Origin of the sequence: Pseudomonas sp. Au-Pse12 (assembly GCF_021341665.1) — a bacterium.
Lineage (GTDB): Bacteria > Pseudomonadota > Gammaproteobacteria > Pseudomonadales > Pseudomonadaceae > Aquipseudomonas.
The window spans coordinates 468,581-492,008 of record NZ_JAJTTH010000006.1 but is presented as its reverse complement, the minus strand read 5'-3'; the positions used below and the strand labels follow the sequence as shown (position 1 = coordinate 492,008).

Here is a 23,428-nt window from a genome sequence, read left to right as displayed (position 1 = left end):
GCCCGCCTGGGTGGCGAAGTGTTGTGTGAGATAGGGGAAAGGACGCTAAGTTCCCAGCCGTCATGGCGATAGCACTAGCGCCCGCCGGACGGTCGAGAGGGGCCGCAGAGGCCCGCTTTCAGGTGGCGTGCCCTCGCCACCGTAGTGGCGAGGGGCAAGGTTCAGGCGGCGCTGGGGCGCAGGGAATAGGTCTTCAACTGGTGGGCGAAATCGCGCAGCGACTGAATGCCGCTGGCCTCGGCTTCGTGCACCCAATCCTTGATCGCCGCGAGCATGTCGTGGCCGTTGGAGCTGGTCTTGACCCAGATCTGCTGCAGGGCCAGGCGCTTCTCGTAGATCACCTTCAAGGCCTGGCTGTGTTCCAGCATGTTCTGGATGCGCAGGTGGTGACGGTCTTCCAGCAAGCTGGTTTCCCGGGACAGCAGGCGTTTGGCGCGGTGGAACTGGTGGCGCACCGAGTGATCGACCTTGGCCAGCTCCTGCTTCACCAGCGGGCCGATCACCAGCTTGCGGTACTGGGCCATGATCTGGAACCGGTTGTTGAGGATGGCCATGGCGGTGTCCATGTCCAGGTGCCCCTTGCCTTCGACCCGGTGGGCGATCGGCGCCACACGCTGGACCTTGGCCAGGCGCAGGAAGCTGAAGACCTTGATCCAGGCCCAGCCCAGGTCGAACTCCCACTTCTTCACCGAAAGCTTGGCCGAGTTGGGGTAGGTGTGATGGTTGTTATGCAGTTCTTCACCGCCGACGATGATGCCCCAGGGCACCAGGTTGGTGGCGGCGTCGCGGCATTCGAAGTTGCGGTAGCCCACGGCGTGCCCCAGGCCATTGATGACCCCGGCGGCCCAGAACGGAATCCACATCATCTGGATGGCCCAGATGGTGATGCCGATGGTGCCGAACAGCAGCAGGTCGATGACCGCCATCAGCGCGATACCGCCCAGCTTGTAGCGGCTGTAGAGGTTGCGCTCGATCCAGTCTTCCGGGCAGTTCTTGCCATAGATGCGCAGGGTTTCCGGGTTTTTCGCCTCTTCGCGATACAGCTCGGCGCCCTTGCGCAGCACGGTGGACAGGCCCTTGATCACCGGGCTGTGAGGGTCGTCGACGGTCTCGCACTTGGCGTGGTGCTTGCGGTGGATGGCGGTCCACTCGCGGGTGTTCTGCGCCGTGGTCAGCCACAGCCAGAAGCGGAAGAAATGCTTCAGGCCGGCGTTGAGTTCCAGGGAACGGTGTGCGGAATAGCGATGCAGATAGACGGTGACCGCGACAATGGTCACGTGGGTCATCAGCAGAGTGACTGCCACCAGTTGCCAGGCGGACAAGCCAAGTAAACCTTCATACCACATAGGCGATAAGGCCCTCGATAAAGAAAAAAACAGCTCCGGCATTATCACCATGCCCACTGAGAAAACCAGTCGCCCTTTCAGATAAGAGTGGCGGAATGTTTCTTCCTCTATAATCCCGAACTTTTCGTGTGGAAATAGACGGACTTATGTCGGTTTCTTATCGCAATGGCTTGCGTGCCGCGCTGCTTTATCTGCTGCTATCCCTGATCTGGCTGCAGTTCAGTGATCATTTACTGAGCAGTTTCTTCGATGAATTTGCCGATCAGGCGCACTGGTACAAGGTCAGTGGCTACGCCTGGGCGGTGGTCAGCGCGGTGCTGATCTTCTTCGCTCGGGCCCGTTTGCTGCGTGTGCTGGGGGCCGATCGCTGGCTGCGCCACCAGCAGAAGGATCGCGAGCGCCTGCGCCAGGCCGCGGCGGTGTTCGACTGCACCCGCGAAGGGGTACTGGTCAGTGATACCCAGGGGCAGATCGTCCACGTCAACCGTGCCTTTATCGAAATCACCGGCTACCAGAGCGAAGAGGTGCTGGGCCACCAGCCGAGCCTGTTCAAGTCCGGCCATCATTCGCCGGACTTCTACCGCGCGATGTTCGACTCGCTGCAGAAAACCGGTGAATGGAGTGGCGAAATCTGGAACCGGCGCAAGAGCGGCGAGATCTACCCGCAATGGCAGACCATTCGCGCGATCCGTGATGAGCAGGGCGAGCTGACCCATTACGTCGCGGTGTTTTCCGATATCAGTGCGATCAAGGATTCCGAGCACGAACTGGCCCACCTGGCCCACCACGACCCGCTGACCGACCTGCCCAACCGCTTGCTGTTCACCGACCGCGCCGAGCAGGCCCTGGCCTCGGCGCAGATCCACAAGCGTGGCTGCGCCCTGCTGATGATCGACCTGGATCACTTCAAGATGATCAACGACAGCCAGGGGCACAACGTCGGCGACCAACTGCTCAAGGCCGTCGCCCTGCGCCTGGGGGGAATGTTCGGCCCGGGGATTACCCTGGCGCGCCTGGGGGGCGACGAATTCGCCGTGCTGGCCGAAAGCTGCCCGCAGCTGGTGCAGGCCGCTGCCCTGGCCCAACGCATCATCGATGGCCTCAAGGAGCCCTTCCAGCTCGGTGAACAGCAGATGGTGATCAACGCCAGCATCGGCATCAGCCTGTTTCCCAGCGACGCCCTGAGCGCCAGCCAGCTGCTGCGCAACGCCGACGCGGCACTGTTCAAGGCCAAGAGCGCCGGGCGCAACGGTTACGCGTTGTACACCGAAGAACTCACCGCCCATGCGCAGCAGCGTGTGGAAATTGCCTTCGAGCTGCGCCGGGCCCTGGACCAGCAGGAGCTGCGGGTCTACTACCAGCCGGTGCATGACCTCCAGACCAGCAGCCTGGTCGGTGTCGAGGCGCTGGTGCGCTGGGAGCATCCCGAGCGCGGGCTGGTGTCGCCGGCCGAGTTCATCCCGATTGCCGAGCGCACCGGGATGATTGCCGAGATCGACGCCTGGGTCATGCAACAGGCCTGCCGGCAGATGTGCCAGTGGCAGGCCGACGGCGTGGTGCTGTCGTTCATCGCGGTGAACGTCTCGACCCGCCTGTTCGCCCGCAGCGAGCTGTACCAGCAGGTGGCCCAGGTGCTGCACGAGACCGGCCTGGACCCGGCCTACCTGGAGCTGGAAGTCACCGAGAGCGCGGTGATGGATGATCCGGAAGTGGCCCTGGAGCAGATGCACCGCCTGCGCGAGCTGGGCATTCGCCTGGCCATCGACGACTTTGGCACCGGCTATTCCTCGTTGCTGCGGCTCAAGCGCCTGCCGGTGCAGAAGCTCAAGATCGACCAGGGTTTTGTCGCCGGCCTGCCATTTGACGAAGATGACGCGGCGATTTCCCGGGTGATCATCGCCCTGGCCCAGAGCATGGGCATGCAGGTGCACGCCGAGGGTATCGAACAGATGGAGCAGGCACGTTTCCTCCTGGAGCACGCTTGCGACCTGGGCCAGGGCTACTGGTTCGGCCGGCCGATGCCGGCGGAGCAGCTCGACTGGAGCAATGCCCCCGCCATCCGCTGATCCCCTGTAGCCGCTGCTGAGCCTGCGAAGCTGCGAACGACCGCAACGCGGGCGCAAATGTTGTAGACCGCTGAAGGCCTGACGGCCTTGTCGCAGCCTCGCAGGCTCGGCAGCGGCTACAGGGGCTAAGCTGCTGTCAGGTCGAATAATATTTTCTGGTTATATAAAAATTCTTAAATAGTATTTTTAAGAATATCTGCCCCTATCTACTATTGCTCCCACGCCGCAAGCAGTGCCGCCACTGCCAGGCACATCTCACTCAGGAGCAGCACCATGAGCGCATCTCTACGTAGCGTTGACGGCCAGGACGAAGCAACCATCTTGCGGGAAATTCAAAGCGCCCTGCGCGACCTGCGTTTCGGTGCGGTGGAAATCACCGTGCACAACGCCCAGGTCGTGCAGATCGAACGCAAGGAAAAATTCCGTCTGCAGCAGCCCGGCAACAAACCCAGCTGAACGCCGCGTCACCCTCTCGTGAACGAGAGGCCCGACTGGTCAACCGGAGGGCGTCATCCATGACCCCCCAGTACGAACCCCAGCGTTCCTTTGCGAATGCGGGCTGAAATCGCCATAAGAAAAATGCCAGCACCTTAAAAAATTTCAGGAGCTTCACCATGTCGTCGATTCGCCGTTATGCCCTGGCCGCCCTCGCCAGCGCCGTTTTTGCCGGTTCCGCCGTTGCCAAGGATTACGAGCTGCTCAACGTGTCCTATGACCCGACCCGCGAGCTGTACCAGGACTACAATGCCGAGTTCACCAGCTTCTGGAAGAAGGAGCATCCCGGCGACAACGTGAAGATCCAGCAATCCCACGGCGGTTCCGGCAAACAGGGCCGGGCGGTGATCGACGGCCTGCGCGCCGACGTGGTGACCCTGGCCCTGGCCGGTGACATCGACGAAATCGCCAAGCTCGGCAAGACCCTGCCGGCGGACTGGCAAAAACGCCTGCCCGACGCCAGCACCCCGTACACCTCGACCATCGTGTTCCTGGTGCGCAAGGGCAACCCCAAGGGCATCAAGGACTGGGGCGACCTGATCAAGAAAGACGTTTCGGTGATCACCCCGAACCCGAAAACCTCCGGCGGCGCGCGCTGGAACTTCCTCGCCGCCTGGGCCTATGGCCTGAAGGCCGGCGGCAGTGAGGCCAAGGCCCAGGAATACGTGAAGGAGCTGTTCAAGCACGTACCGGTGCTGGACACCGGCGCTCGCGGCTCGACCATCACCTTCGTCAACAACGGCCAGGGCGACGTGCTGCTGGCCTGGGAAAACGAAGCCTTCCTGGCCCTCAAGGAAGACGGTGGCGCCGACAAGTTCGACATCGTCGTGCCTTCGCTGTCGATCCTTGCCGAGCCTCCGGTCGCGGTGGTGGACAAGAACGCCGAGAAGAAAGGCAATGCCGAAATCGCCGAGGCCTACCTCAAGCACCTGTACAGCCCGGCCGGCCAGGAAATCGCCGCGAAGAACTTCTACCGCCCACGGGACAAGGACATCGCCGCCAAATATGCCCAGCAGTTCCCGAAACTGGAGCTGGTGACTATCGACAAGGACTTCGGCGGCTGGAAAACTGCCCAACCGAAATTCTTCAATGACGGTGGTGTGTTCGATCAGATCTACACGGCCCAATAAGCCCAATCCTCCGTAGGGGCTGGCTGGCCAGCGAAGGCGCCCTGAAGGGCCATGCACGACTTGCAGGCCTTTCGCCGGCAAGCCGGTGCCTACGAGGCAGAGCCCGCATTCAGTTGCGGGTTTGGCGTATCCGTACCGTTAACCAAGGACTTTTATGTCGCGTCGTATCTCCCCCGTCATACCCGGCTTCGGGCTGACGCTGGGCTACACCTTGGTGTACCTCAGCCTGATTGTGCTCATTCCCCTGGCAGCGATGTTCGTGCATGCCGCGCAACTCACCTGGGAACAGTTCTGGGCAATCATTTCGGCGCCACGGGTGCTCGCCGCACTCCAGCTGAGTTTCGGCACCGCGTTGTACGCGGCCATCATCAACGGCGTCATCGGCACCCTGCTGGCCTGGGTCCTGGTGCGTTACACCTTCCCCGGGCGCAAGATCATCGATGCCATGATCGACCTGCCGTTCGCCCTGCCCACCGCCGTGGCCGGCATCGCCCTGACCGCGCTCTACGCGCCCACCGGCCTGGTGGGCCAGTTCGCCACCGACCTGGGGTTCAAGATTGCCTACACGCCCCTGGGCATCACCCTGGCGCTGACCTTCGTCACCCTACCGTTCGTGGTGCGCACGGTGCAGCCGGTGCTGGCGGACATTCCCCGAGAAGTGGAAGAGGCCGCCGCCTGCCTCGGCGCCAAGCCCTGGCAGGTGTTCCGCCATATTCTGGTGCCGGCCTTGCTGCCGGCCTGGCTCACCGGCTTTGCCCTGGCCTTCGCCCGGGGCGTCGGCGAGTACGGTTCGGTGATCTTCATCGCCGGCAACATGCCGATGAAAACCGAGATCCTGCCGCTGCTGATCATGGTCAAGCTCGACCAGTACGATTACACCGGCGCCACCTCCATCGGCGTGCTGATGCTGGTGGTTTCCTTTGTCCTGTTGCTGCTGATCAACCTGCTGCAGCGGCGCATCGAACGTCCATAAGGAGGCGCGATCCATGTCTCAATCGTCTATCGCCGCCTCGTCGGCCAACGCCGCCCGCCGTGGCAGCGCCACCTCGCGGCGGGTGCTGATCGGCCTTGGCTGGCTGATCTTCGCCCTGTTCCTGCTGCTGCCGCTGTTCATCGTGGTGTCCCAGGGCCTGAAGCTGGGCATCGGCGCGTTCTTCGAGGCGATCTTCGAGCCCGACGCGCTGTCGGCGCTGAAGCTTACGGTGATCGCGGTGCTGATCTCGGTGCCCCTGAACCTGGTGTTCGGGGTCAGCGCCGCCTGGTGCGTGAGCAAGTACTCGTTCCGCGGCAAGAGCATCCTGGTGACCCTGATTGACCTGCCGTTCTCGGTATCGCCGGTGATCGCCGGCCTGGTCTACGTGCTGATGTTCGGCGCCCAGGGCCTGTTCGGCCCGTGGCTTTCGGACCACGACATCCAGATCGTCTTCGCCTTGCCGGGCATCGTCCTGGCCACCATCTTCGTCACCGTGCCCTTCGTCGCCCGGGAACTGATCCCGCTGATGCAGGAGCAGGGCACCCAGGAAGAGGAGGCCGCGAGGTTGCTGGGGGCCAACGGCTGGCAGATGTTCTGGCACGTCACCGTGCCCAACATCAAATGGGGCCTGATCTACGGCGTGGTGTTGTGTACCGCCCGGGCCATGGGCGAATTCGGCGCGGTGTCGGTGGTGTCCGGGCACATTCGCGGGGTCACCAACACCCTGCCGCTGCACGTGGAAATCCTCTACAACGAGTACAACCACGTCGCCGCCTTTGCCGTGGCCAGCCTGTTGCTGATCCTTGCGTTGTTCATCCTGCTGCTCAAGCAGTGGAGCGAATCCCGAATCAACCGCCTGCGCGCCAGCGCCGCGGAGGAATAAGTCATGTCGATCGAAGTCCGTAACGTCAGCAAGAACTTCAACGCCTTCAAGGCCCTGAACAGCATCAACCTGGATATCCAGAGCGGCGAGCTGGTGGCCCTGCTGGGCCCGTCCGGCTGTGGCAAGACCACCCTGCTGCGGATCATCGCCGGCCTGGAAACGCCGGACGACGGCAGCATCGTGTTCCACGGCGAGGACGTTTCCGGCCACGACGTGCGTGATCGCAACGTCGGTTTCGTGTTCCAGCACTACGCCCTGTTCCGCCACATGAGCGTGTTCGACAACGTCGCCTTCGGCCTGCGCATGAAGCCCAAGCACCAGCGCCCCAGCGAGAGCAAGATCGCCGAGAAGGTCCATGAACTGCTGAACATGGTGCAGCTGGACTGGCTCGCCGACCGCTACCCGGAGCAGCTGTCCGGCGGCCAGCGCCAGCGTATCGCCCTGGCCCGCGCCCTGGCGGTGGAGCCCAAGGTGCTGCTGCTGGACGAACCCTTCGGCGCCCTCGACGCCAAGGTGCGCAAGGAGCTGCGGCGCTGGCTGGCGCGGCTGCACGAAGACATCAACCTGACCTCGGTGTTCGTCACCCACGACCAGGAAGAAGCCATGGAAGTGGCCGACCGCATCGTGGTGATGAACAAGGGCGTGATCGAGCAGATCGGCTCCCCGGGCGAGGTCTACGAGAACCCGGCCAGCGACTTCGTCTACCACTTCCTCGGCGACTCCAACCGCCTGCACCTGGGCGAGGACCAGCACGTGCTGTTCCGTCCCCACGAAGTGTCGCTGTCACGCTCGGAACTGGAAGACCACCACGCCGCCGAAGTGCGCGACATCCGTCCGCTGGGCGCCACCACCCGGGTGACCCTCAAGGTGGAAGGGCAGAGCGAGCTGATCGAAGCCGAAGTGGTGAAGGACCACGACAGCCTGATCGGCCTGGCCCGTGGCGAGACCCTGTTCTTCAAGCCCAAGGTCTGGCAGAAGCACACCAGCCTCTAGCGCGGTGCAGGCGCACGCCTGCCGACCCGAACAGCCCTCGGACCTTCGCCCGGTCCGGGGGCTTTTTTGTTTGCGTGCGGGGCCCCTGGGCGGCCTGCCGCCGGGTGCTTTAAACCATGGCTTTCTTGTGCCGCAGGGCCACCGGCCCGGAGCGCTGCTCGATGGCCTGTTTCAAGTCATGGCGCAGCCCCAGCAGGAACGCCAGCTCGGCCACCACGAACAGCGGGCCGACGATCAGGCCCGACAGATCATCGACAAAGGCCGGCTTGCGGCCCTCGTAGTAATGGCCGATGAACTGGATCACCCAGCCGATCACGAACAATCCCAGGCCGCAGCTCAACCAGAGCCCGGTGCCGTGTGCCGCCAGCACCTGGCCGAGCCACACCGACAGGCCCATCAGCACCGTCATCAGCACCCCCAGGCGCAGTTCCAGGCGCAGGTAGAACACCGACGCGGCCAGGGCCAGCAGCAGCGCCGGCGACCAGGAGAGGCCGGCCATGCTCCAGGCGGGGCGCGACAACAGCACCGCCACCGCCACCACGATCAGCGGAATGCCGATAAAGTGGCTGGCGATATTGCGCGGGTCGCGGTGGTAGGCGGCGTATTGACTGAGATGATCAACGAGGCTTTTCATTGTTGTTCCTCCGTTAGGGTCGCCCGATCATGCCCGGCGGTGGTTTGCGCTTCTGTCAGCTAGGCGACAATCCTTGCGATGCCCTGAGGGAAAGACCTGTTCATGGACCTGCACCAATGGCGTGAATGCCTGATGACCGGCCAGTGGTACAGCCACCTGCCGGCGTCCTTACAGCATAGTTTGCTCGACAACGCCCGCCTGCGCCGGCTGACGCCGGGGCAGTGCCTGTTCCTGCGCGGCGATCCGCCCTGCGGGCTGTACGCGGTGGTGGAGGGCACGGTGCGGGTGGGCGCGGTCAGCGAACAGGGCAAGGAAGCCTTGCTCAGCCTGATGCAGGCGCCCCACTGGTTCGGCGAGATCTGCCTGTTCGACGGCCAGCCGCGCACCCACGATGCCTACGCCGAAGGCGCCTGCACCCTGCTCCAGGTGCCGCAGGCGAACCTGCTGCACCTGCTGGAGCAGCAGCCGCAATACTGGCGTCAGTTCGCCCTGCTGATGAGCCACAAACTGCGCCTGGCGTTTATCAACCTGGAGCAGTTGAGCCTGCTGCCGGCCCCGGCGCGAGTGGCCAGCCGCCTGCTGGCGATGGCTGCCGGGTACGGTGAAGTGGCCCAGGCTCGCCGCATCCTGCAACTGCCCCAGGAACAACTGGCGCTGATGCTTTCGCTGTCGCGCCAGACCACCAACCAGATCCTCAAAGACCTGCAGCACCAGGGCGTCCTGCGCCTGAGCTACGGCGAGATCGAAATCCTCGACACCGAGCGCCTGCGCGCCCTGGCCGGCCTGTAGGCGCTGGCAAGCCGGCTCCTACGAGCCACGATAGGTCGAGAACCCATAAGGGCTGAGCAGCAACGGAATGTGGTAATGCTGCTCGGTCTGCTTGACCTCGAAGATCACCGGAATCTCCGGGAAGAAGGTGTCGCGCTTGGCCTGCCGGAAATATTCCCCGGTCTTGAACACCACGCGATACTCGCCAGCGGTCAACGCCCGGCCCGCCGGAAACAGCTCGGCAATCCGCCCTTGCTCGTTGGTCACCCCTTCGGACAAGGGCTTCCAGTCCTGGCCCACCTGCTGTTCCAGGGTCACCTTGACCCCCGGCGAGGGCAAACCGTTCTCCAGGTTCAGCACATGCACGCTCAATGGATTGCCCGCTGCCAGGGCCAGGCTCGACAAACCACACAGGCCGATGGCCGCCAGACTATTACGCAAAAAGTTCATGCAAGACTCCTCATCACATTGATCAAACAACCCACAAGCCGACCGCGTTACAGCGCGGTCCGCAAACCGATGTTCTGCGCCGCCTTGAGCGCACATTCCTCGTCCTGCGAGGCCCCACCGGCCCCGGCAATGCCCATGGCGCCCACCAGTTCGTTACCGGCGAACAGCGGAATCCCGCCCCCCAGCAGCAACAGCTCGGGCAAGGTGTTGAGATTGGCCGCCTCGGGGTTGTTGCGCGCCCGTTCGGCGAACAGCCGGCTCGGGGTCTTGCTGGACAGCGCGGTATAGGCCTTGCGCTGGCTGGCGAGGGCGTTGTGCGGGCCAACGCCATCAGCGCGCAGGGTCACCAGCAGGTTGCCGCCACGGTCCAGCACCGAGACCGCCGCGGTGCACTGGGCCAGGCTGGCGTTCGCCAACTGACGGGCGGTGGCCAGGTCCAGTTCGGCGTGGCGAGGCAGTTCCAGGGCCGCCAGGGCACTGCCGGCAAGGCCCAGGCCCAGACCAAGACTTAGAACAAGGGTTTTGCACATCATGGGAAAGCTCCACAAAGACAGGCCGCCACCTTAGCCAGCGGTCTTCGTCAGAACCTCGTCAGTTGGATTACAAGTTTGTAATGGGCAAGCGCGCGCCGGGCGCCTAGCCTGTGCCGATCATTTCCGAGGTGCGCCATGCGTTTGCTGGTAGTTGAAGACGAAGCCAAGACCGCGAATTTCCTTGCCAAGGGGCTGGGAGAGTCCGGGTTCGCCGTGGACGTGGCCCTGAACGGCCTGGACGGGCGCTATTTCATCGAGCAGCAGGAATACGACCTGATCATCCTCGACGTGATGCTCCCCGGCCTCAACGGCTGGCAGTTGCTGCAACTGATCCGCCAGCGCGGCGCCACCCCGGTGCTGTTCCTCACCGCCAAGGACGCCATCGAAGACCGCGTTCGCGGCCTGGAACTGGGCGCCGACGACTACCTGCTCAAGCCCTTCGCCTTCGCCGAATTGCTGGCCCGGGTGCGCACCCTGCTGCGCCGCGGGCCGCTGCGCGAGGCCGAATCCTTCAGCATCGCCGACCTGGAGATCGACGTGCTGCGCCGTCGCGTCAGCCGCGGTGGCCAGCGCATCGCCCTGACCAACAAGGAGTTCGCCCTGCTGCACCTGTTGGCCAGCCGCCAGGGCGAAGTGCTGTCGCGGACGCTGATTGCTTCCCAGGTGTGGAACCTGAATTTCGACAGCGACACCAACATGGTGGAAGTGGCGGTGCGCCGGTTGCGGGCCAAGGTCGACGACCCCTACATGCCCAAGCTGATCCACACCGTGCGTGGCGTCGGCTACCAGCTGGAAGCCCCGGATGAAGCGCTCTAGTTCCATCGCCTGGCGGCTGGCCCTGGCCTTTGCCGCGGTCTGCGCCCTGGTGCTCAGCGTGATCGGGGTGTTTCTCTATCGCTCACTGGCAGGGGAAATCGCCTACCGCGACGACCTCGCCCTGCTCGGGCGCCTGGAACAGGTGCGGGCCCTGCTCCAGGACAGCGACAGCCTGGACGCCCTGCAAGCCCGGCCACGGCTGTACCAGAACATGCTGGGCAACCAGGAAAGCCTGCTGCTGGTGCTGCGGGCCGATGGCTCGACGGTCATCAGCATCAACCCCCGGCAACAGCGCTTGCCCGAGTGGCTGCCGATCGCCCAGGAGCTGCGTCCGCAACGCCGGGATATCCACCTCTGGCCCGGCAGCGACGAGGTTCCGGTGGCGCTGCTGGCGGGGCAGGCCAGCGGCCCCAAGGGCGAGGCCCTGACGGTGATTGCCGGGAAGATCCTCAGCGAGCGCGAGCAGATGCTCGCCAGCTATCGCTTGCGCCTGTACCTGGCGGTAGGCCTGGGGGCCTTGCTGGCCTTCGCCCTGGGCCTGCTGTTGTTGCGCCGGGGCTTGCAGCCGTTGCGCCAGCTCAGCGAATCGGTGCGCGAGATCGATCTGCGCAGCCTCGACCGGCGCCTGCACACCACCGGCATCCCCGCCGAATTCCACGAGCCGGTGCAAGCCTTGAACGCCATGCTGGCGCGCCTGGAAGAGAGCTTTCAGCGCTTGTCGCAGTTCTCCGCCGACCTGGCCCATGAAATTCGCACGCCGTTGCACAACCTCCTGGGCAGCAACGGCCTGGCCCTGAACCAGCCGCGCAGCGCCGCGGAGTACCAGGAAGTGCTGGCCTCCAACATGGAGGAGTTCGAGCGCCTGGGGCGCATGGCCGAGAACCTGCTGTTCCTGGCCCGGGCCGAGCAGGCCGATGCGGTCCTGGACCGCCAGCTGCTGTCACTCTCGGGTGTCGGCGCGCAGTTGTGCGACTACTTCGAGGCCCTGGCCGATGACCGGCAGATCCGTCTGGAAAACGGCTTTTTCGGCGAGCTGTGGGCCGACCAGCAACTGCTGCAACGGGCGCTAGGCAACCTCTTGGCCAACGCCGTGCGCCACGCCGACGCGGGTTCGCTGATCCGCCTGCGGCGCCGCGACGAAGCGGGCTGGTGCTGGCTGCAGGTGCACAACCAGGGCCCGGCGATTGCCCCTGAACACCTGCCCCGGCTGTTCGACCGCTTCTACCGGGTCGACCCCTCCCGCGCCGAACCGGGGGATTCCGGCGGCCTGGGGCTGGCCATCGTGCGCTCGATCATGCTGCTGCATGGCGGTCAGGTGCAGGTGGCGAGTGAAGGGCAGGCCACGGTGTTCGAGCTGGGTTTTCCCGTTCTTTGACGGTCACTGGATCAGCTCGTCAGACTGCGTGCCACACCGGTTTTCCAGGCCTCGCTCATGGCTTCGGCCATGCCCTTGAAGGCGGGATGGGCAGCGGTATAAATCCGCATCTCGCTCATCGCCTGTGCCATGCCGTGTTCGACCTGTTGCAACAGTTCATGGCTGCGACCTTCGCTGAGGTTGCAGGCCGTGCGGGCGAAGCGCAGCAGCGCCTTGCGTTTGGGCCAGGCTTTGGAGCCTCCCAGCAATAGCGCCAAGCTGTCCGCCTTGATGTAGACCGAGGTGGTGACCAGATCAAAGGCCGGGGCCAGGCTGACGGGGGCATCCACATCCGTGTCGGGGTACAGCACGCCGAAGTTCTTCAGATGGGCATCGCCATTTCTCAGCCCGGCCGACAACGCCACGATCTTGAAGAACGACTCCAGGGCCTGGTTCAGCAGAGGGGGTGAGACAAAGGCCTTGATCTGTTTCGCCGCACCTTCGTAGGAACCGTCGTACTTGGCTTTTGCCGACCAGGCGTTGAGCACGCAGAAATCCTCGAAACCCAGGTAGCCCTGGGCGCTCAGGTCGAAACGTTTGACCACCAGGAACTGGCCATTCTGGCTGAGCTCGATCTCCGGTACTTGCAGGCCGGCATGCAGCGCCGCACGCATGCAAAAGAACTCATTGGCGGCCAGGTGCGGGTATTGATCGGCGCGGAAAGCCTTTACCAAATGCGTGGCGCCGCGATGGGGCAGGCGTTCGACGCTGCTGGCGCTGTCGCGGATCAGGACTTTGGGCTGCACCCCGGAAACGCCTGAATACTGGCCATAGGTCGCCAATAGATCCTCGAACAGGCCCTCGGCACCGTCATGCACCAACAGGTCCTCCAGGCTGGTTTCCGGCAGGGGCGCCTGCGGTGCTTGCGCTGTGCTGATGGCCACCCGACCCAGTTGGTGCGGCCCCACGATCGAGAGCAGGGCGAAGTCGTCGAAACCCCGTACCGCCTTGCTGAAACGGCGCAGCAGTTCATCACGCAGCGAACCTTCCGGCAGGTGCATATCGAACACCGGTGGCAGGCCCCGGTCCCAGTCATAGCTCGCCAGGCGTGGCGGCATGGTCAGGGAGATCGCGTTGCGGGGCGAGGTGCTTTCGCTGTAGGTGAACACCGAATCCGCCTGTGCCAGACCACGGCCGAGGGTGCCCACCGCCGTGTTGGCCGCACGGACGTGCAGCCGCTGTTCTTCAGTCATGGAAATGCGCCTGTTTCAGGCTCTCCAGGGTCGGGCGTTGCCGAGGACGGGGCACGGCGCTGAGCTCGTAGCCAAAACCATTGAGAATGGCTTCGACCTTGCGCAGGCCGATTTCCGCAATGGTGTTGTTTTCAATCCCCGAGATGGTGGCGCGGCTCATGCCGTATTGCTCCGCCAATGCTTGCTGCGAGAGTTTTCGCTCTTTGCGCAGGGTTCGGATCAGTTGTCCAAGGCTTTCCATGGGCGTTATTCCGCATCATATGCGATGCATTTTTATCGAAAATTATTTAATGCATCGCATTTGATGCGTTTTCAGTGTAGGCCAGGTGGATGTCTCCGGCGACTTTTGTGGGGGACGTTTTCATCGGCCGCTTCGCCTGCGGGCGCCGGCAAGCCGGCGCAGGGGGGCTCAGCGCAAACCGTCGCGAAATTGCCCCGGGGTCATCCCGGTCCAGCGCTTGAAGGCCCGGCTGAAGCTGCTGGCATCGGCAAAACCCAGCAGGTAGCTGATCTCGCTCAGGGAGCATTCCAGGTCCCGCAGGTGCAGCAGGGCGAGGTTTTCCCGGCATTCGTTGAGCAGGGTGTCGAAGCGCGTGCCTTCATCCGCCAAGTGCCGTTGCAGGCTGCGCAAACTCAGGTGCAGGGCCTGGGCCACCCGTTCGGCGGAGGGCTCGCCTTCCGGCAATTGGGCTTCGATCACCCCGCGCACCTTGCGCTCCCAGGTCAGGGGCCGCAGTTGCAGCAGGGTGCGCTTGAGCACCGCTTCGTTGTGCTCGGCCAGTTCCGGGTTGGCGTCGTCCAGGTGGCTGTCGAAATCGTGCAGGCCGAATTCCAGGCAATCGTCGGCCGCGGCAAAGTGCACCGGGCAGCGGAACACCTTGTGCCACTGGCTCGGGTCCACCGGGGCCGGGCGCCGCAAATGCACGGCCAGCGGCGCGTAGTCGCGGCCCAGGCGGTTGCGGCAGGTGCGCACGTAGATCGCGGCAAAGGCGTCGATGGCCTCGATGGCCGGCTGTGGCGCGCCTTCGGGCACCTTGAGGAAGAACCGGTAGCGGTCCGGCTCGCGGGTCAGGGCCAGTTCCAGGGCGTCGCTGACCACCTGGTGATAACGCACGATGCGCTCGAACACTTCCCGCAGGCTGCCGCTGGCCACCAGGGCGTAGCCCAGGGCATGGAAGGTGGTGGGGCTGACAAAGCGCGACACCCGCAGGCCAATGGCCGGGTCGCCGCTGGCCTGCACGGCCAGGCACCACAGGCGGGTGGTGGCCGACAGCGGGTAGCGGGCGTTGGGGTCGTCCATCAATTGCGGGTCGAGCCCGGCCTCGCGGCACAGCGCGCCGCTGTCGAGGTCGAGGGCGTCCAGTTGCTTGCGCAAGGCGCGGGTCCAGCTGGCAAGGGAAGTGGCTTCGGTCATGCGATTGGCGCGTCCGGTCAACAGGTTGGCGTTTACGGCTAGCGCCCGGAGCCGGGGCTCGGGGCAGGATGCACACATCACTGACCAGAGGATGGAATCATGCAGGGTATTTCTGCAAGCCCCGAGCGGATGAACGCACAACAGCGGGCGGCGCACATTCGCCAGGTGGTTCTGGCCCGGGGCGATGAACTGCGCCGGCGCTTCCCCTTGCTGCGGCATCAGGACGCCCTGGGTGCGGGGATCCTGGTCTTTGCCCTGTCCGGGATGCTGGGGTCAGCGGCGCTCTATGTCGGTGGCTACCTGGCCTGGTGGGCGTGCCTGCTGCTCAACGCGTTCTTCGCCTCGCTGACCCACGAGCTGGAACACGACCTGATCCACAGCATGTACTTTCGCAAGCAGCGCCTGCCCCACAACCTGATGCTGGCGCTGGTCTGGCTGGCGCGGCCGAGCACCATCAACCCCTGGGTGCGGCGCCATCTGCACCTGAATCACCACAAGGTTTCCGGCAGCGAGAGCGATATCGAAGAGCGTGCGATCACCAACGGCGAGCCCTGGGGCATCGCCCGGCTGCTGATGGTCGGGGACAACATGATGGCGGCCTTCATCCGCCTGCTGCGGGCGCCGGGGGCCAAGCGCAAGCTGGGCATCCTCGGCCGTACCCTGGCGGTGTACGCGCCGCTGGCCCTGCTGCACTGGGGCGCCTGGTACCTGTTCCTCGGTTTTCATGGGGCCAACGGCGTCGCCGCGTGGCTCGGCAGCCCGATCCAGTGGTCACAGGACACCTTGGCACTGATGCACGGCATCGATATCGCCGTGGTGGTGATCATCGGCCCCAACGTGCTGCGCACCTTCTGCCTGCACTTCGTCAGCTCCAACATGCACTACTACGGCGATATCGAACCGGGCAACGTGATCCAGCAGACCCAGGTGCTCAACCCCTGGTGGATGTGGCCGTTGCAGGCCTTCTGCTGCAACTTCGGCAGCACCCATGGCATCCACCATTTCGTGGTCAAGGAACCCTTCTACATCCGCCAGATGACGGCGCCGGTGGCGCATAACGTGATGGCCGAGATGGGCGTGCGCTTCAACGATTTCGGCACCTTTGCCCGGGCCAATCGTTTTCATCCCCAGGAGCGGGTGGCGACGCAACCGGCGCATAACGCCCGGGCTTGAGGGGGGCGGCCTTCTTTCTGGTTAAATATCCAAGGATCGATAACGTTAAGCCAAGGTAACGCGGCACCGGGAACAGCCCGGTGCCCGTGGATGGGCATCGAAGGGAGAGGGTATGAACAGTGCGTTAAGGCTAGTGATCGCCGGTGCCTTGATGAGTGTGGGCAGCGTGTCGCTGGCCGGCTCGGTGGCGGGTGGCAGCGACGAGGCGCTGGCGCTGAGTATCTTGAAGCATCTGGAAGTGAACGGTTTTCGCAATTCCTTGAGGCCGAAGCACTACCCGGACGGCACCACGCTGGGCCAGACGCCCTATCGGGTCTACGAGAAGGATGCAGGCGCCGAGGGCGGCTACAGCGCGATGGACGAAGAACAAAGCTGGATCTACAGCGTCAGGGTGATGGCGCGGGGGAGCCAGGGCACCACCATCTGTTTTGTCGACCAGAACCTGCACGGCAGCTACTTGTTCGCTTCGTCGTTGCTGGTCAAGAAAAACCGGGCTGGGCATTACGTGGTGGTCAAGGAGCTGCCGACAACCCCGGCCTGCACCATCACCCGAGGCTGAAGCCTGCGCCATGGCACAGCCCGCTCCTCCACAAGCGGGCTCCTCCAGGTGCCGGTTTCTAGACAAGCCGGTTCCCACAGGGTCAATCCGGCTGGAACGGCGATTCGCTGAGGATCACCCCGGTTTCATCCACGTAGCGCTGCCATTCCTCCAGCAGGGTGCGCAGTTTGTCCGGCTGGCTCTGGGCCAGGTCGTGAATCTCCCCCGGGTCGCGGCCCAGGTCGTACAGCTGCCAGGTCGCCGGGCCCACGGGGCCGGGGATGTACACCGCTTTCCATTGGCCCTGGCGAATCGCACGGCGGCCGAACAGCTCCCAGCCGGTCACCGTGTGCTGGTCATGCACCTGGGCGGTTTCACCGGAGAGAAAGCCCAGCCAGGACTTGCCCCGCAGCGGCGCCACATCGCGCCCGCGCCAGCGCTTGCCGGGGTGGCGCACGCCAGCCAGGTCGAGCAGGGTCGGGGTGATGTCCATCACCGTGCCGAAGCCGTGGCTGATCTGCCCCTTGAGCGGCAGTTGCGGGTAATGCAGCAGCGCCGGTACGCGAATCCCGCCTTGGGTGGTGAAGGCCTTGAACAGCCGCGACGGCGCGGTGGCCGCCTGGGCCCAGGCCGGGCCGTACCAGACGTAGGAGTTGGCCCGGCCGATGTTCTCCAGGCGGTTGTCGTAGTGCTGGTTGAGGTAGGTCAAAAGCTCCGGGCCGAACTTGGGAAAGGCTTCCAGCAGCGCGCCTTCGGCGCCGTTGTCGGACATGAACAGGATCAGGGTGTTGTCCAGCTGGCCCTGCTGGCGCAGGTAGTCCACCACCCGGCCGATGTTCCAGTCCATGCGCTCGACCATCGCCGCATACACCTCCATGGCCCGCGCCGACACTTGCCGCTGTTCATCGCTCAGGGCATCCCACTCGGCGTTCAGGTTGATCAGCGGATGAGGCTCTATCGCTGCATCGATCAGGCCCAGGGCCTTGAGTTTTTCCAGGCGCTCGCGGCGCAGCACCTCGGGGCCGGCGTCATAGCGGCCGCGGTACTTGGCGACGATTTCCTCGGGGGCCTGCAGCGGCCAGTGCGGCGCCGAGAACGGCAGGTAGGCGAAGAACGGCCGGCTCTGGTCGCGCTCCTTCAGGTACTGCAAGAGCTTGTCGCCGAAGGCGTCGGAGGAATAGAAATCCGCCGGCAGTTCGTCGATGAAACGGTCGTCCTCGATGTACAGCGCCGGGGTGGATTTCAGCAACCCGGGGGTGTGTTCGTCGTAGGTCGGCTCGAAGGCGTAGTGGTTGGCCGCCCCCGGCAGCAGCGAGAACGAACGCTCGAAACCCCGGGCATGGGGCGCGCGCTCGGCGGTCAGCCCCAGGTGCCACTTGCCGCTCATCAGGGTCTGGTAGCCGGCTTCGCGCAGCAGCTCCGGCAGGGCCACCACGCGGTCGTTGAGGTAACCCTCGTAGCCCGGCTTGCCGATCAGTTCGGGGGTCAGGGCCTCGGCCATGGTGCCGATCCCGGCAATGTGGTGGTCGGTGCCGGTGAGCAGCATGGAGCGGGTCGGCGAACAGGTCGGGGCGGTGTGGAAATCGGTCAGGCGCAGTCCGTTGAAGGCCAGGGCATCGAGGTTCGGCGTGGCGATCTCGCCACCAAAGGCGCCGAGGTCGGAGAAGCCCAGGTCGTCGGCCAGGAGCACCAGAAAGTTGGGACGTTGCGGCATCGCGTCACTCCTGTTCAGCAAGCAATGAAGGTCAAGGGCAGGTCGCGGATCTGCACCGGCTGCGGCGCCTGGTAGTGATCATCGCTGGTCAGTTCGTGGAGCAGTTCTTCACGCAGTTGGTGGAAGTCGAAAGCGCTGCGCTGGCGCGGGTGCGGCAGGGCCACCTCGACCACGCGCTTGATGCGGCCCGGGCGCGGCTCCATCACCACCACCCGGTCGGCGAGGAAGATCGCTTCCTCGACATCGTGGGTCACCAGCACCGTGGTGATCCTGGCCCGCTCGCGGATCGCCAGCAGCTCGTCCTGCATCTGCTGGCGGGTCAGGGCGTCGAGGGCGCCGAAGGGCTCGTCCAGCAGCAGGATCCGCGGGCTGGCCACCAGCCCGCGGGCGATGGCCACCCGCTGCGCCATGCCGCCGGACAGCTGATGGGGATAGGCCCGGGCGAAGTCCTTGAGGCCTACCAGCTCGATGAAGTCGTCGATCCGCCGCTGGCGCTCGGCGGCGCTCAGGGGTTCGTTGACCAGGCCCAGGCCGATGTTCTCGGCCACGGTCAGCCAGGGGAACAAGCGGTGCTCCTGGAACACGATGCCGCGCTCGCTGCCGATGCCGCTGACGGCTTGGCCGTCGACCCGGATCTCGCCGCGAAATTCGGTGTCCAGGCCGATCAGCAGGCGCAGCAGGGTGGACTTGCCGCAGCCGCTGGAACCGACAATGGCGACGAATTCGCCCTCGGCGATGTCCAGGTTGAATTCGCGGATCGCCTCCACCTCGCCACCGGCGACGGCGAAGGTCTTGCCCACGTGATTGAAACTGACCAGGGGTGCGTTCATGCGTGTCTCCAGCGGGTGGCGCGACGTTCGAGCTGTTGCCCGATGAGGTTGAGCAGGGCCCCGGTAAGGCCCACCAGGAGCATGCCGGCCATGATCAGGTCCATGCGCAGCAGTTGCTGGGCGCTGATCATCTGGCTGCCGATGCCGCCGTTGGACGGCATGAAGTATTCCGCGCCAATGGTGCCCAGCCAGGCGTAGATCAGGCTGATGCGCAGGCCGGCGAACATCCCCGGCGCGGCGCCCGGCAGCACCAGCCGGCGCAGGCGTTGCCAGAGGTTCAGGCGCAACACCTGGGCGGCCTCCGCCAGTTGCGGCGACAGCTGGGCGACGCTGCGCTGGGTGGCGATGAACAGCGGGAAGAACGCCGCCAGGGCGACGAACACCCACTTGGCCAGCTCCCCCAGGCCGAACCAGGCGGTGAGCAGCGGCACCCAGGCGAAAATGGCGATCTGGCGGATGGCGGCCAGGGTCGGCCCCAGCAGCCGCTCGCTGAGCCGCGACAGGCCCAGCAGCAGGCCAAAGGCCAAGCCCAGCCCGCCGCCCAGCAGCAGGCCGCCGAGGGTGCGCCCCAGGCTCAGGCCCATGCCGCCCAGCAAGGTGCCGTCCGACAGGCCCTCGAACGTGGTGGCCAGCACCGCCAGGGGGCTGGGCAGAATGTTCGGGTCGACCCACTGCTGGTCGCTTGCCACCTGCCACAGGGCCAGCAGCGCCAGCGGCAGCAGCCAGGGTTGCAGGCGCTGCCAGCCCTGGTAGCGCGGGCCGCGGCGGAACTCGGCGGTGGCCGGATGCGGCCACTGCACCAGCGTGCGGTCGAGCCAGCCGATGCCACGGTCCATGCACACCCCGAGCAGGCCGATCACCAGGATGCACACGAAGACGATGTCCAGCATGAACAGCTGCCGCGCCCAGACCATCAGGTAGCCGATGCCTTCACTGGAGGCCAGCAGCTCCACCGCCAGCAGCGAGGTCCAGCCAGTGGCCAGGGCCAGGCGCACCCCGGCCATGAAGGCCGGCAGCGCGGCGGGCAGCACCAGGCGCCGCACCAGCAGCGCTGGCGGTAGGCGCAGCACGGCGGCGGCTTCCCGCAGCTTGGGCTGGGCATCGCGTACGCCCACCAGGGTGTGCAGGGTCACCGGGACCACCACGGCCTTGATCAGCACCACCAGCTTGAGCACTTCACCGATGCCGAAAAACACCATGAACAGCGGAATCCAGGCCAGGGTCGGGATCTGCGACAGGGCGCCGAACGTGGGGAACACCAGGCGCTCCAGGCGCCGGCTGAAGCCCAGCGCGCCGCCGAGCAGGGTACCGGCGGCGATCCCCGCCAGCAGGCCCCAGAACAGCCGTTGCAGGCTGATCGCCAGGTGGCTCCACAGCTCGCCATGGGCCAGCTCCAGGGCGCTGCTCCAGACCAGCGCCGGGGCCGGCAGGATCTGCTCGCTCATCCACAGGTTGCGGCTGGCCAGCCACCACAGGGCGAACAGGCTCAGGGGCAGCAGCCAGGGCAGCAGGCGCTGATGGATCGCGGGCCAGCCCGGGCGTCCGTTGGACGGTGCCGCCAGGGGCAGGCTGAGCAGGGAAACACGGGCCATGGATGACCTCCGTCGTCGGGTTCTGCATGGCAGGGGTCGAGGCCGCAGGAGCTGGCTTGCCGGCGCCTACGGAATATGCATTTAAATTCTATTAATGTTCTTATCGATTCTATTCGGAGATAAGAAAAGCCATTTAAGGCTTCTCGAAGGCACGCATCCAATGCATTTGAAGAATATTTTTCATGCATTTCATGCATGTCCCCGGGGGACGCCCGTGGCCGCTGGTTTATTCAATATGGTTATTAAAATGTGAATTTATAGTATTTAAATGCTGATCGATTCCGTGCCTACCTTCTGCTCCTCACAGCCTTTGTCAGCAGGAGCCACACCCATGAACCTTCCCTTCAAACGCGTGATCAGCCTGTTCGCCGCGCCGGCCCTGGCGGGGCTCCTGGGCTGCCTGCCGCTGCTGGCCCAGGCCGCCGAGCTCAAGGCAATCCGCATCGCCGTGCCCGACCTTAGCGCCGGCACCCAGCACAGCGGTGGCGGGGTGGTGGATGTGCTGCGCCAGCAACAGATCTTTGAAAAGGCCTTTGCCGACCAGGGCATTCAGATCCAGTGGAATTTCTTCAAGGGCGCCGGGCCGGTGATCAACGAAGCCTTCGCCAACGGCCAGGTGGACCTGGCCTATCTCGGCGACCTGGCGGCCATCATCGGCAAGTCCAACGGCCTGGATACACGTTTGCTCAGCGCCTCGGCCCGTGGGGTCAAGCATTACCTGGGGGTGGTGCCGGGCTCGGGGATCAAGACCCTGGAAGACCTCAAGGGCAAGCGCGTGGCGGTGTTCCGTGGCACCGCCACTCAGCTGTCGTTCGACGCGGCCCTGGCCAGCCGGGGCCTGAGCGAGAAGGACCTGAAGGTGGTCAACCTCGACTTCAACGCGGCGGTGGCGGCCCTGGCGGCCAAGCAGATCGACGCTTCCTGGGGCAGCACCGGGCTCTCGGCCCTGCGCAGCAAGGGGCTGGCCGAACTGCCCCTGAGCACCAAGGACCTGGGCGGCGCGGGCAGCGTGCAGAGCGTGCTGGTGGGCGCCGGCAAGTTTGTCGACGAGCACCCCGAGGCCGTGGAAAAACTGCTCAAGGCCCAGCAGCAGGCCGTAGAGTGGCTGACCCAGGACAGCAACAAGGACGCCTACATCCAGCTGGTGTCAGGCTTGGCCAGCTACCCGCCGGTGATCCTGCAGGAAGACCTCAAGGACCAGCGCCTGAGCGAAATCTTCCCCTCGACCCTGGACCCGGTGTTCCTCGGCAAACTGCAGGACTCGGTGGACCTGGCGGCCAAGGAGCGGTTGATCCGCAAGCCGTTCAAGGTGGAGGCCTGGGTCGCCCCGCAACTCGCCGCCGCCGGCCTGTAACCTCCCTCCTGAACCCCTGCCGCAGGGTTAGACGGCGATGCCGTGGCTCTGTTGGTCCACCGCCACCAGCACCTCGATCAACTTGCGCGCCGCCGGCGACAGGCGAAAACCACTGCGGCTGACGATGCCGCAGCGGGCGTTCAGGCTGTCGATGTTCTGCGGCAGGTTGCGCCAGTGCAGCAGCACCAGCGACCCCTGCTCGATGTCTTCGGCGAAGGCCTCGGCGGTGCCCACGCCAATGGCATTGGACTGACGGACGATCTTCACCAGCGCCGGAAAGTGCTCGGTCTCGATGGTCGGTGAAAAGTCGATGCGCCCGCTGAGGTTGGCCAGCAGCTTGCGGATCCCCGGGGGGATCAGGGTGGTGGCCAGGGGATAGTCGAACATGTCGTTGGTGGACAGGCTTTCCTTGGCCAAGAGCGGGTGCCCGGGGCGGCAGAAGAACACCCCGCGCTTGGGCGTCAGCGCCTGGGTCTGGTAGTTCGGGTCGGCTTCGAAATGGCGGATGTCGGCGATGAAGAACTCGATCTCTTCGCGGTTCAGGCTGCGGCTGAGCTTTTCCCAGTTATCCACGGCAAAGCAGGTGCGCACCTTCGGGTGGGCGCTGCTGAACTGCGCCACTGCGTCGGGCACCAGTTTCACCGCCGGCGCCGGGCCACAGCCGAAGCGCACTTCACCGGCATCGAGCTTGGTCATCTGGGTCACTTCGCTGCTGAGCAAGGCCGCGCCCTGCACCAGGCTCAAGGCGTGCTGCAGCACCACCTGGCCTTCCGGGGTGGGGCGCAGGTCCTTGTTGCCACGGTCCACCAGCACGCAGCCGAACTCCTGTTCCAGGCCCTGGATACTGCGGCTGAAGGCCGGCTGGGTGATGCCCATGGCGTCGGCGGCGCGGACAAAGCTGCGGTGTTCATTGAGGGCGATGAAGTAACGCAATTGGCGAAGATCCATATGCTTTCCCGGCATCCGAAAAATAGCTCGAAGGCATTTGCGACGAGTGAGGCATGAGGTTTTAAATGCAAGCTCTTATTCCGTCAACGAAGCATGTAATTATCTATTAGATCTAAATTGAATATAGATAGAGCGTTGTTTCGCGGCGGTTCCAACCGTAAGCAGTCGATG

The 23,428-nt window shown here is 64.7% G+C and carries 23 protein-coding genes; 12 read left to right on the top strand and 11 right to left on the bottom strand.

The annotated features are described in order from the left end of the window. Nucleotides 1–161: 161 nt before the first annotated feature. Entirely contained in the window at nucleotides 162–1,346 is a 1,185-nt protein-coding gene (gene desA, locus LXM55_RS19860) for a delta-9 fatty acid desaturase DesA (protein ID WP_233321944.1), read from the bottom strand. A 146-nt stretch (nucleotides 1,347–1,492) separates the two neighbouring features. Between desA and dibA the strand changes: the two genes are divergently transcribed. The 6 genes from dibA to LXM55_RS19830 all read left to right on the top strand — a co-directional run bounded on the left by dibA (nucleotide 1,493) and on the right by LXM55_RS19830 (nucleotide 7,886). Next, complete coding sequence (dibA, locus tag LXM55_RS19855) at nucleotides 1,493–3,412, top strand: phosphodiesterase DibA (RefSeq protein ID WP_233321943.1); 1,920 nt, start codon at nucleotides 1,493–1,495, stop codon at nucleotides 3,410–3,412. Nucleotides 3,413–3,685: 273 nt separating this feature from the next. Beyond that, nucleotides 3,686–3,868 carry a sulfur starvation response protein OscA gene (gene oscA / locus LXM55_RS19850; RefSeq protein ID WP_022643503.1) on the top strand — a complete coding sequence of 61 codons (183 nt, stop codon included), beginning with the start codon at nucleotides 3,686–3,688 and terminating at the stop codon, nucleotides 3,866–3,868. 158 nt (nucleotides 3,869–4,026) lie between these two features. Further along, nucleotides 4,027–5,037, top strand: coding sequence for a sulfate ABC transporter substrate-binding protein (locus LXM55_RS19845; RefSeq protein ID WP_233321942.1), 1,011 nt, complete (start codon nucleotides 4,027–4,029; stop codon nucleotides 5,035–5,037). Nucleotides 5,038–5,191: 154 nt separating this feature from the next. Further along, a complete protein-coding gene (gene cysT / locus LXM55_RS19840; RefSeq protein ID WP_110722534.1) occupies nucleotides 5,192–6,010 on the top strand; it encodes a sulfate ABC transporter permease subunit CysT in 819 nt (272 codons plus the stop codon). Nucleotides 6,011–6,023: 13 nt separating this feature from the next. Continuing rightward, entirely contained in the window at nucleotides 6,024–6,893 is an 870-nt protein-coding gene (gene cysW, locus LXM55_RS19835) for a sulfate ABC transporter permease subunit CysW (protein ID WP_016968484.1), read from the top strand. A 3-nt stretch (nucleotides 6,894–6,896) separates the two neighbouring features. Beyond that, a complete protein-coding gene (locus tag LXM55_RS19830) occupies nucleotides 6,897–7,886 on the top strand; it encodes a sulfate/molybdate ABC transporter ATP-binding protein (RefSeq protein WP_060836965.1) in 990 nt (329 codons plus the stop codon). A 109-nt stretch (nucleotides 7,887–7,995) separates the two neighbouring features. Here LXM55_RS19830 and LXM55_RS19825 read toward each other — a convergent pair whose 3' ends face one another. Further along, nucleotides 7,996–8,520 carry an Mpo1 family 2-hydroxy fatty acid dioxygenase gene (locus LXM55_RS19825; RefSeq protein WP_233321941.1) on the bottom strand — a complete coding sequence of 175 codons (525 nt, stop codon included), beginning with the start codon at nucleotides 8,518–8,520 and terminating at the stop codon, nucleotides 7,996–7,998. A 102-nt stretch (nucleotides 8,521–8,622) separates the two neighbouring features. On the opposite strand from LXM55_RS19825, the gene LXM55_RS19820 reads away from it, so the two are divergent. Continuing rightward, complete coding sequence (locus LXM55_RS19820) at nucleotides 8,623–9,309, top strand: Crp/Fnr family transcriptional regulator (RefSeq protein WP_233321940.1); 687 nt, start codon at nucleotides 8,623–8,625, stop codon at nucleotides 9,307–9,309. An 18-nt stretch (nucleotides 9,310–9,327) separates the two neighbouring features. Here LXM55_RS19820 and uraH read toward each other — a convergent pair whose 3' ends face one another. Continuing rightward, the gene (gene uraH / locus LXM55_RS19815) at nucleotides 9,328–9,738 is read right to left on the bottom strand and encodes a hydroxyisourate hydrolase (RefSeq protein WP_233321939.1); all 411 of its coding nucleotides are present in this window, start codon (nucleotides 9,736–9,738) and stop codon (nucleotides 9,328–9,330) included. Between the two features lie 47 nt (nucleotides 9,739–9,785). After that, nucleotides 9,786–10,271, bottom strand: coding sequence for a GlcG/HbpS family heme-binding protein (locus tag LXM55_RS19810; protein WP_442799769.1), 486 nt, complete (start codon nucleotides 10,269–10,271; stop codon nucleotides 9,786–9,788). Nucleotides 10,272–10,406: 135 nt separating this feature from the next. On the opposite strand from LXM55_RS19810, the gene LXM55_RS19805 reads away from it, so the two are divergent. Continuing rightward, on the top strand, nucleotides 10,407–11,087 hold the full coding sequence (locus LXM55_RS19805) for a heavy metal response regulator transcription factor (protein WP_041115126.1): 681 nt from the start codon (nucleotides 10,407–10,409) through the stop codon (nucleotides 11,085–11,087). After that, the gene (locus LXM55_RS19800) at nucleotides 11,074–12,462 is read left to right on the top strand and encodes a heavy metal sensor histidine kinase (protein WP_233321938.1); all 1,389 of its coding nucleotides are present in this window, start codon (nucleotides 11,074–11,076) and stop codon (nucleotides 12,460–12,462) included. Before LXM55_RS19805 ends, LXM55_RS19800 begins: the two co-directional genes overlap by 14 nt. An 11-nt stretch (nucleotides 12,463–12,473) precedes the next feature. On the opposite strand, the gene LXM55_RS19795 is transcribed toward LXM55_RS19800, so the two are convergent. The 3 genes from LXM55_RS19795 to LXM55_RS19785 form a co-directional block, all read right to left on the bottom strand. Then, nucleotides 12,474–13,694: a type II toxin-antitoxin system HipA family toxin gene (locus tag LXM55_RS19795; protein ID WP_233321937.1), complete on the bottom strand. Its 1,221-nt coding sequence runs from the start codon at nucleotides 13,692–13,694 to the stop codon at nucleotides 12,474–12,476. After that, nucleotides 13,687–13,935, bottom strand: a complete 249-nt coding sequence (locus tag LXM55_RS19790) for a helix-turn-helix domain-containing protein (RefSeq protein ID WP_233321936.1) — start codon at nucleotides 13,933–13,935, stop codon at nucleotides 13,687–13,689. Before LXM55_RS19790 ends, LXM55_RS19795 begins: the two co-directional genes overlap by 8 nt. A gap of 168 nt (nucleotides 13,936–14,103) precedes the next feature. Then, nucleotides 14,104–15,108, bottom strand: a complete 1,005-nt coding sequence (locus tag LXM55_RS19785) for an AraC family transcriptional regulator (RefSeq protein ID WP_233321935.1) — start codon at nucleotides 15,106–15,108, stop codon at nucleotides 14,104–14,106. A gap of 99 nt (nucleotides 15,109–15,207) precedes the next feature. Here LXM55_RS19785 and LXM55_RS19780 point away from each other — a divergent pair, with 99 nt between their 5' ends. Together LXM55_RS19780 and LXM55_RS19775 are read left to right on the top strand one after the other, a co-directional pair. Continuing rightward, complete coding sequence (locus LXM55_RS19780) at nucleotides 15,208–16,281, top strand: fatty acid desaturase (RefSeq protein WP_233321934.1); 1,074 nt, start codon at nucleotides 15,208–15,210, stop codon at nucleotides 16,279–16,281. A 112-nt stretch (nucleotides 16,282–16,393) separates the two neighbouring features. Then, nucleotides 16,394–16,840: a hypothetical protein gene (locus LXM55_RS19775; RefSeq protein WP_233321933.1), complete on the top strand. Its 447-nt coding sequence runs from the start codon at nucleotides 16,394–16,396 to the stop codon at nucleotides 16,838–16,840. Nucleotides 16,841–16,922: 82 nt separating this feature from the next. On the opposite strand, the gene LXM55_RS19770 is transcribed toward LXM55_RS19775, so the two are convergent. Genes LXM55_RS19770 through LXM55_RS19760 form a run of 3 tightly spaced genes read right to left on the bottom strand, consistent with a single transcriptional unit; the run spans nucleotide 16,923 to nucleotide 20,955 of the window. After that, complete coding sequence (locus LXM55_RS19770; protein ID WP_233321932.1) at nucleotides 16,923–18,533, bottom strand: arylsulfatase; 1,611 nt, start codon at nucleotides 18,531–18,533, stop codon at nucleotides 16,923–16,925. Between the two features lie 14 nt (nucleotides 18,534–18,547). Next, nucleotides 18,548–19,363 (bottom strand): ABC transporter ATP-binding protein, encoded by an 816-nt coding sequence (locus tag LXM55_RS19765; protein WP_233321931.1) that lies wholly within the window; start codon nucleotides 19,361–19,363, stop codon nucleotides 18,548–18,550. Next, nucleotides 19,360–20,955, bottom strand: a complete 1,596-nt coding sequence (locus LXM55_RS19760; protein WP_233321930.1) for an ABC transporter permease — start codon at nucleotides 20,953–20,955, stop codon at nucleotides 19,360–19,362. The genes LXM55_RS19765 and LXM55_RS19760 overlap by 4 nt, the downstream gene beginning before the upstream one ends. A gap of 331 nt (nucleotides 20,956–21,286) precedes the next feature. Here LXM55_RS19760 and LXM55_RS19755 point away from each other — a divergent pair, with 331 nt between their 5' ends. Next, a complete protein-coding gene (locus LXM55_RS19755; RefSeq protein ID WP_233321929.1) occupies nucleotides 21,287–22,309 on the top strand; it encodes an ABC transporter substrate-binding protein in 1,023 nt (340 codons plus the stop codon). A gap of 27 nt (nucleotides 22,310–22,336) precedes the next feature. On the opposite strand, the gene LXM55_RS19750 is transcribed toward LXM55_RS19755, so the two are convergent. Continuing rightward, nucleotides 22,337–23,257 carry a LysR family transcriptional regulator gene (locus LXM55_RS19750; protein WP_060842142.1) on the bottom strand — a complete coding sequence of 307 codons (921 nt, stop codon included), beginning with the start codon at nucleotides 23,255–23,257 and terminating at the stop codon, nucleotides 22,337–22,339. Nucleotides 23,258–23,428: the final 171 nt, after the last annotated feature.

What these genes read in the sequence shown, in the direction of transcription:
- LXM55_RS19800 (WP_233321938.1), top strand. Translation starts at nt 11,074, where the DNA reads ATGAAGCGCTCTAGTTCCATCGCCTGGCGGCTGGCCCTGGCCTTTGCC.
- LXM55_RS19795 (WP_233321937.1), bottom strand. Translation starts at nt 13,694, where the DNA reads ATGACTGAAGAACAGCGGCTGCACGTCCGTGCGGCCAACACGGCGGTG.
- LXM55_RS19750 (WP_060842142.1), bottom strand. Translation starts at nt 23,257, where the DNA reads ATGGATCTTCGCCAATTGCGTTACTTCATCGCCCTCAATGAACACCGC.
- LXM55_RS19845 (WP_233321942.1), top strand. Translation starts at nt 4,027, where the DNA reads ATGTCGTCGATTCGCCGTTATGCCCTGGCCGCCCTCGCCAGCGCCGTT.
- LXM55_RS19785 (WP_233321935.1), bottom strand. Translation starts at nt 15,108, where the DNA reads ATGACCGAAGCCACTTCCCTTGCCAGCTGGACCCGCGCCTTGCGCAAG.
- cysT (WP_110722534.1), top strand. Translation starts at nt 5,192, where the DNA reads ATGTCGCGTCGTATCTCCCCCGTCATACCCGGCTTCGGGCTGACGCTG.
- LXM55_RS19775 (WP_233321933.1), top strand. Translation starts at nt 16,394, where the DNA reads ATGAACAGTGCGTTAAGGCTAGTGATCGCCGGTGCCTTGATGAGTGTG.
- LXM55_RS19810 (WP_442799769.1), bottom strand. Translation starts at nt 10,271, where the DNA reads ATGATGTGCAAAACCCTTGTTCTAAGTCTTGGTCTGGGCCTGGGCCTT.
- LXM55_RS19780 (WP_233321934.1), top strand. Translation starts at nt 15,208, where the DNA reads ATGCAGGGTATTTCTGCAAGCCCCGAGCGGATGAACGCACAACAGCGG.
- LXM55_RS19805 (WP_041115126.1), top strand. Translation starts at nt 10,407, where the DNA reads ATGCGTTTGCTGGTAGTTGAAGACGAAGCCAAGACCGCGAATTTCCTT.
- dibA (WP_233321943.1), top strand. Translation starts at nt 1,493, where the DNA reads ATGTCGGTTTCTTATCGCAATGGCTTGCGTGCCGCGCTGCTTTATCTG.
- LXM55_RS19820 (WP_233321940.1), top strand. Translation starts at nt 8,623, where the DNA reads ATGGACCTGCACCAATGGCGTGAATGCCTGATGACCGGCCAGTGGTAC.
- LXM55_RS19790 (WP_233321936.1), bottom strand. Translation starts at nt 13,935, where the DNA reads ATGGAAAGCCTTGGACAACTGATCCGAACCCTGCGCAAAGAGCGAAAA.
- desA (WP_233321944.1), bottom strand. Translation starts at nt 1,346, where the DNA reads ATGTGGTATGAAGGTTTACTTGGCTTGTCCGCCTGGCAACTGGTGGCA.
- LXM55_RS19755 (WP_233321929.1), top strand. Translation starts at nt 21,287, where the DNA reads ATGAACCTTCCCTTCAAACGCGTGATCAGCCTGTTCGCCGCGCCGGCC.
- LXM55_RS19760 (WP_233321930.1), bottom strand. Translation starts at nt 20,955, where the DNA reads ATGGCCCGTGTTTCCCTGCTCAGCCTGCCCCTGGCGGCACCGTCCAAC.
- LXM55_RS19770 (WP_233321932.1), bottom strand. Translation starts at nt 18,533, where the DNA reads ATGCCGCAACGTCCCAACTTTCTGGTGCTCCTGGCCGACGACCTGGGC.
- LXM55_RS19765 (WP_233321931.1), bottom strand. Translation starts at nt 19,363, where the DNA reads ATGAACGCACCCCTGGTCAGTTTCAATCACGTGGGCAAGACCTTCGCC.
- oscA (WP_022643503.1), top strand. Translation starts at nt 3,686, where the DNA reads ATGAGCGCATCTCTACGTAGCGTTGACGGCCAGGACGAAGCAACCATC.
- cysW (WP_016968484.1), top strand. Translation starts at nt 6,024, where the DNA reads ATGTCTCAATCGTCTATCGCCGCCTCGTCGGCCAACGCCGCCCGCCGT.
- LXM55_RS19825 (WP_233321941.1), bottom strand. Translation starts at nt 8,520, where the DNA reads ATGAAAAGCCTCGTTGATCATCTCAGTCAATACGCCGCCTACCACCGC.
- LXM55_RS19830 (WP_060836965.1), top strand. Translation starts at nt 6,897, where the DNA reads ATGTCGATCGAAGTCCGTAACGTCAGCAAGAACTTCAACGCCTTCAAG.
- uraH (WP_233321939.1), bottom strand. Translation starts at nt 9,738, where the DNA reads ATGAACTTTTTGCGTAATAGTCTGGCGGCCATCGGCCTGTGTGGTTTG.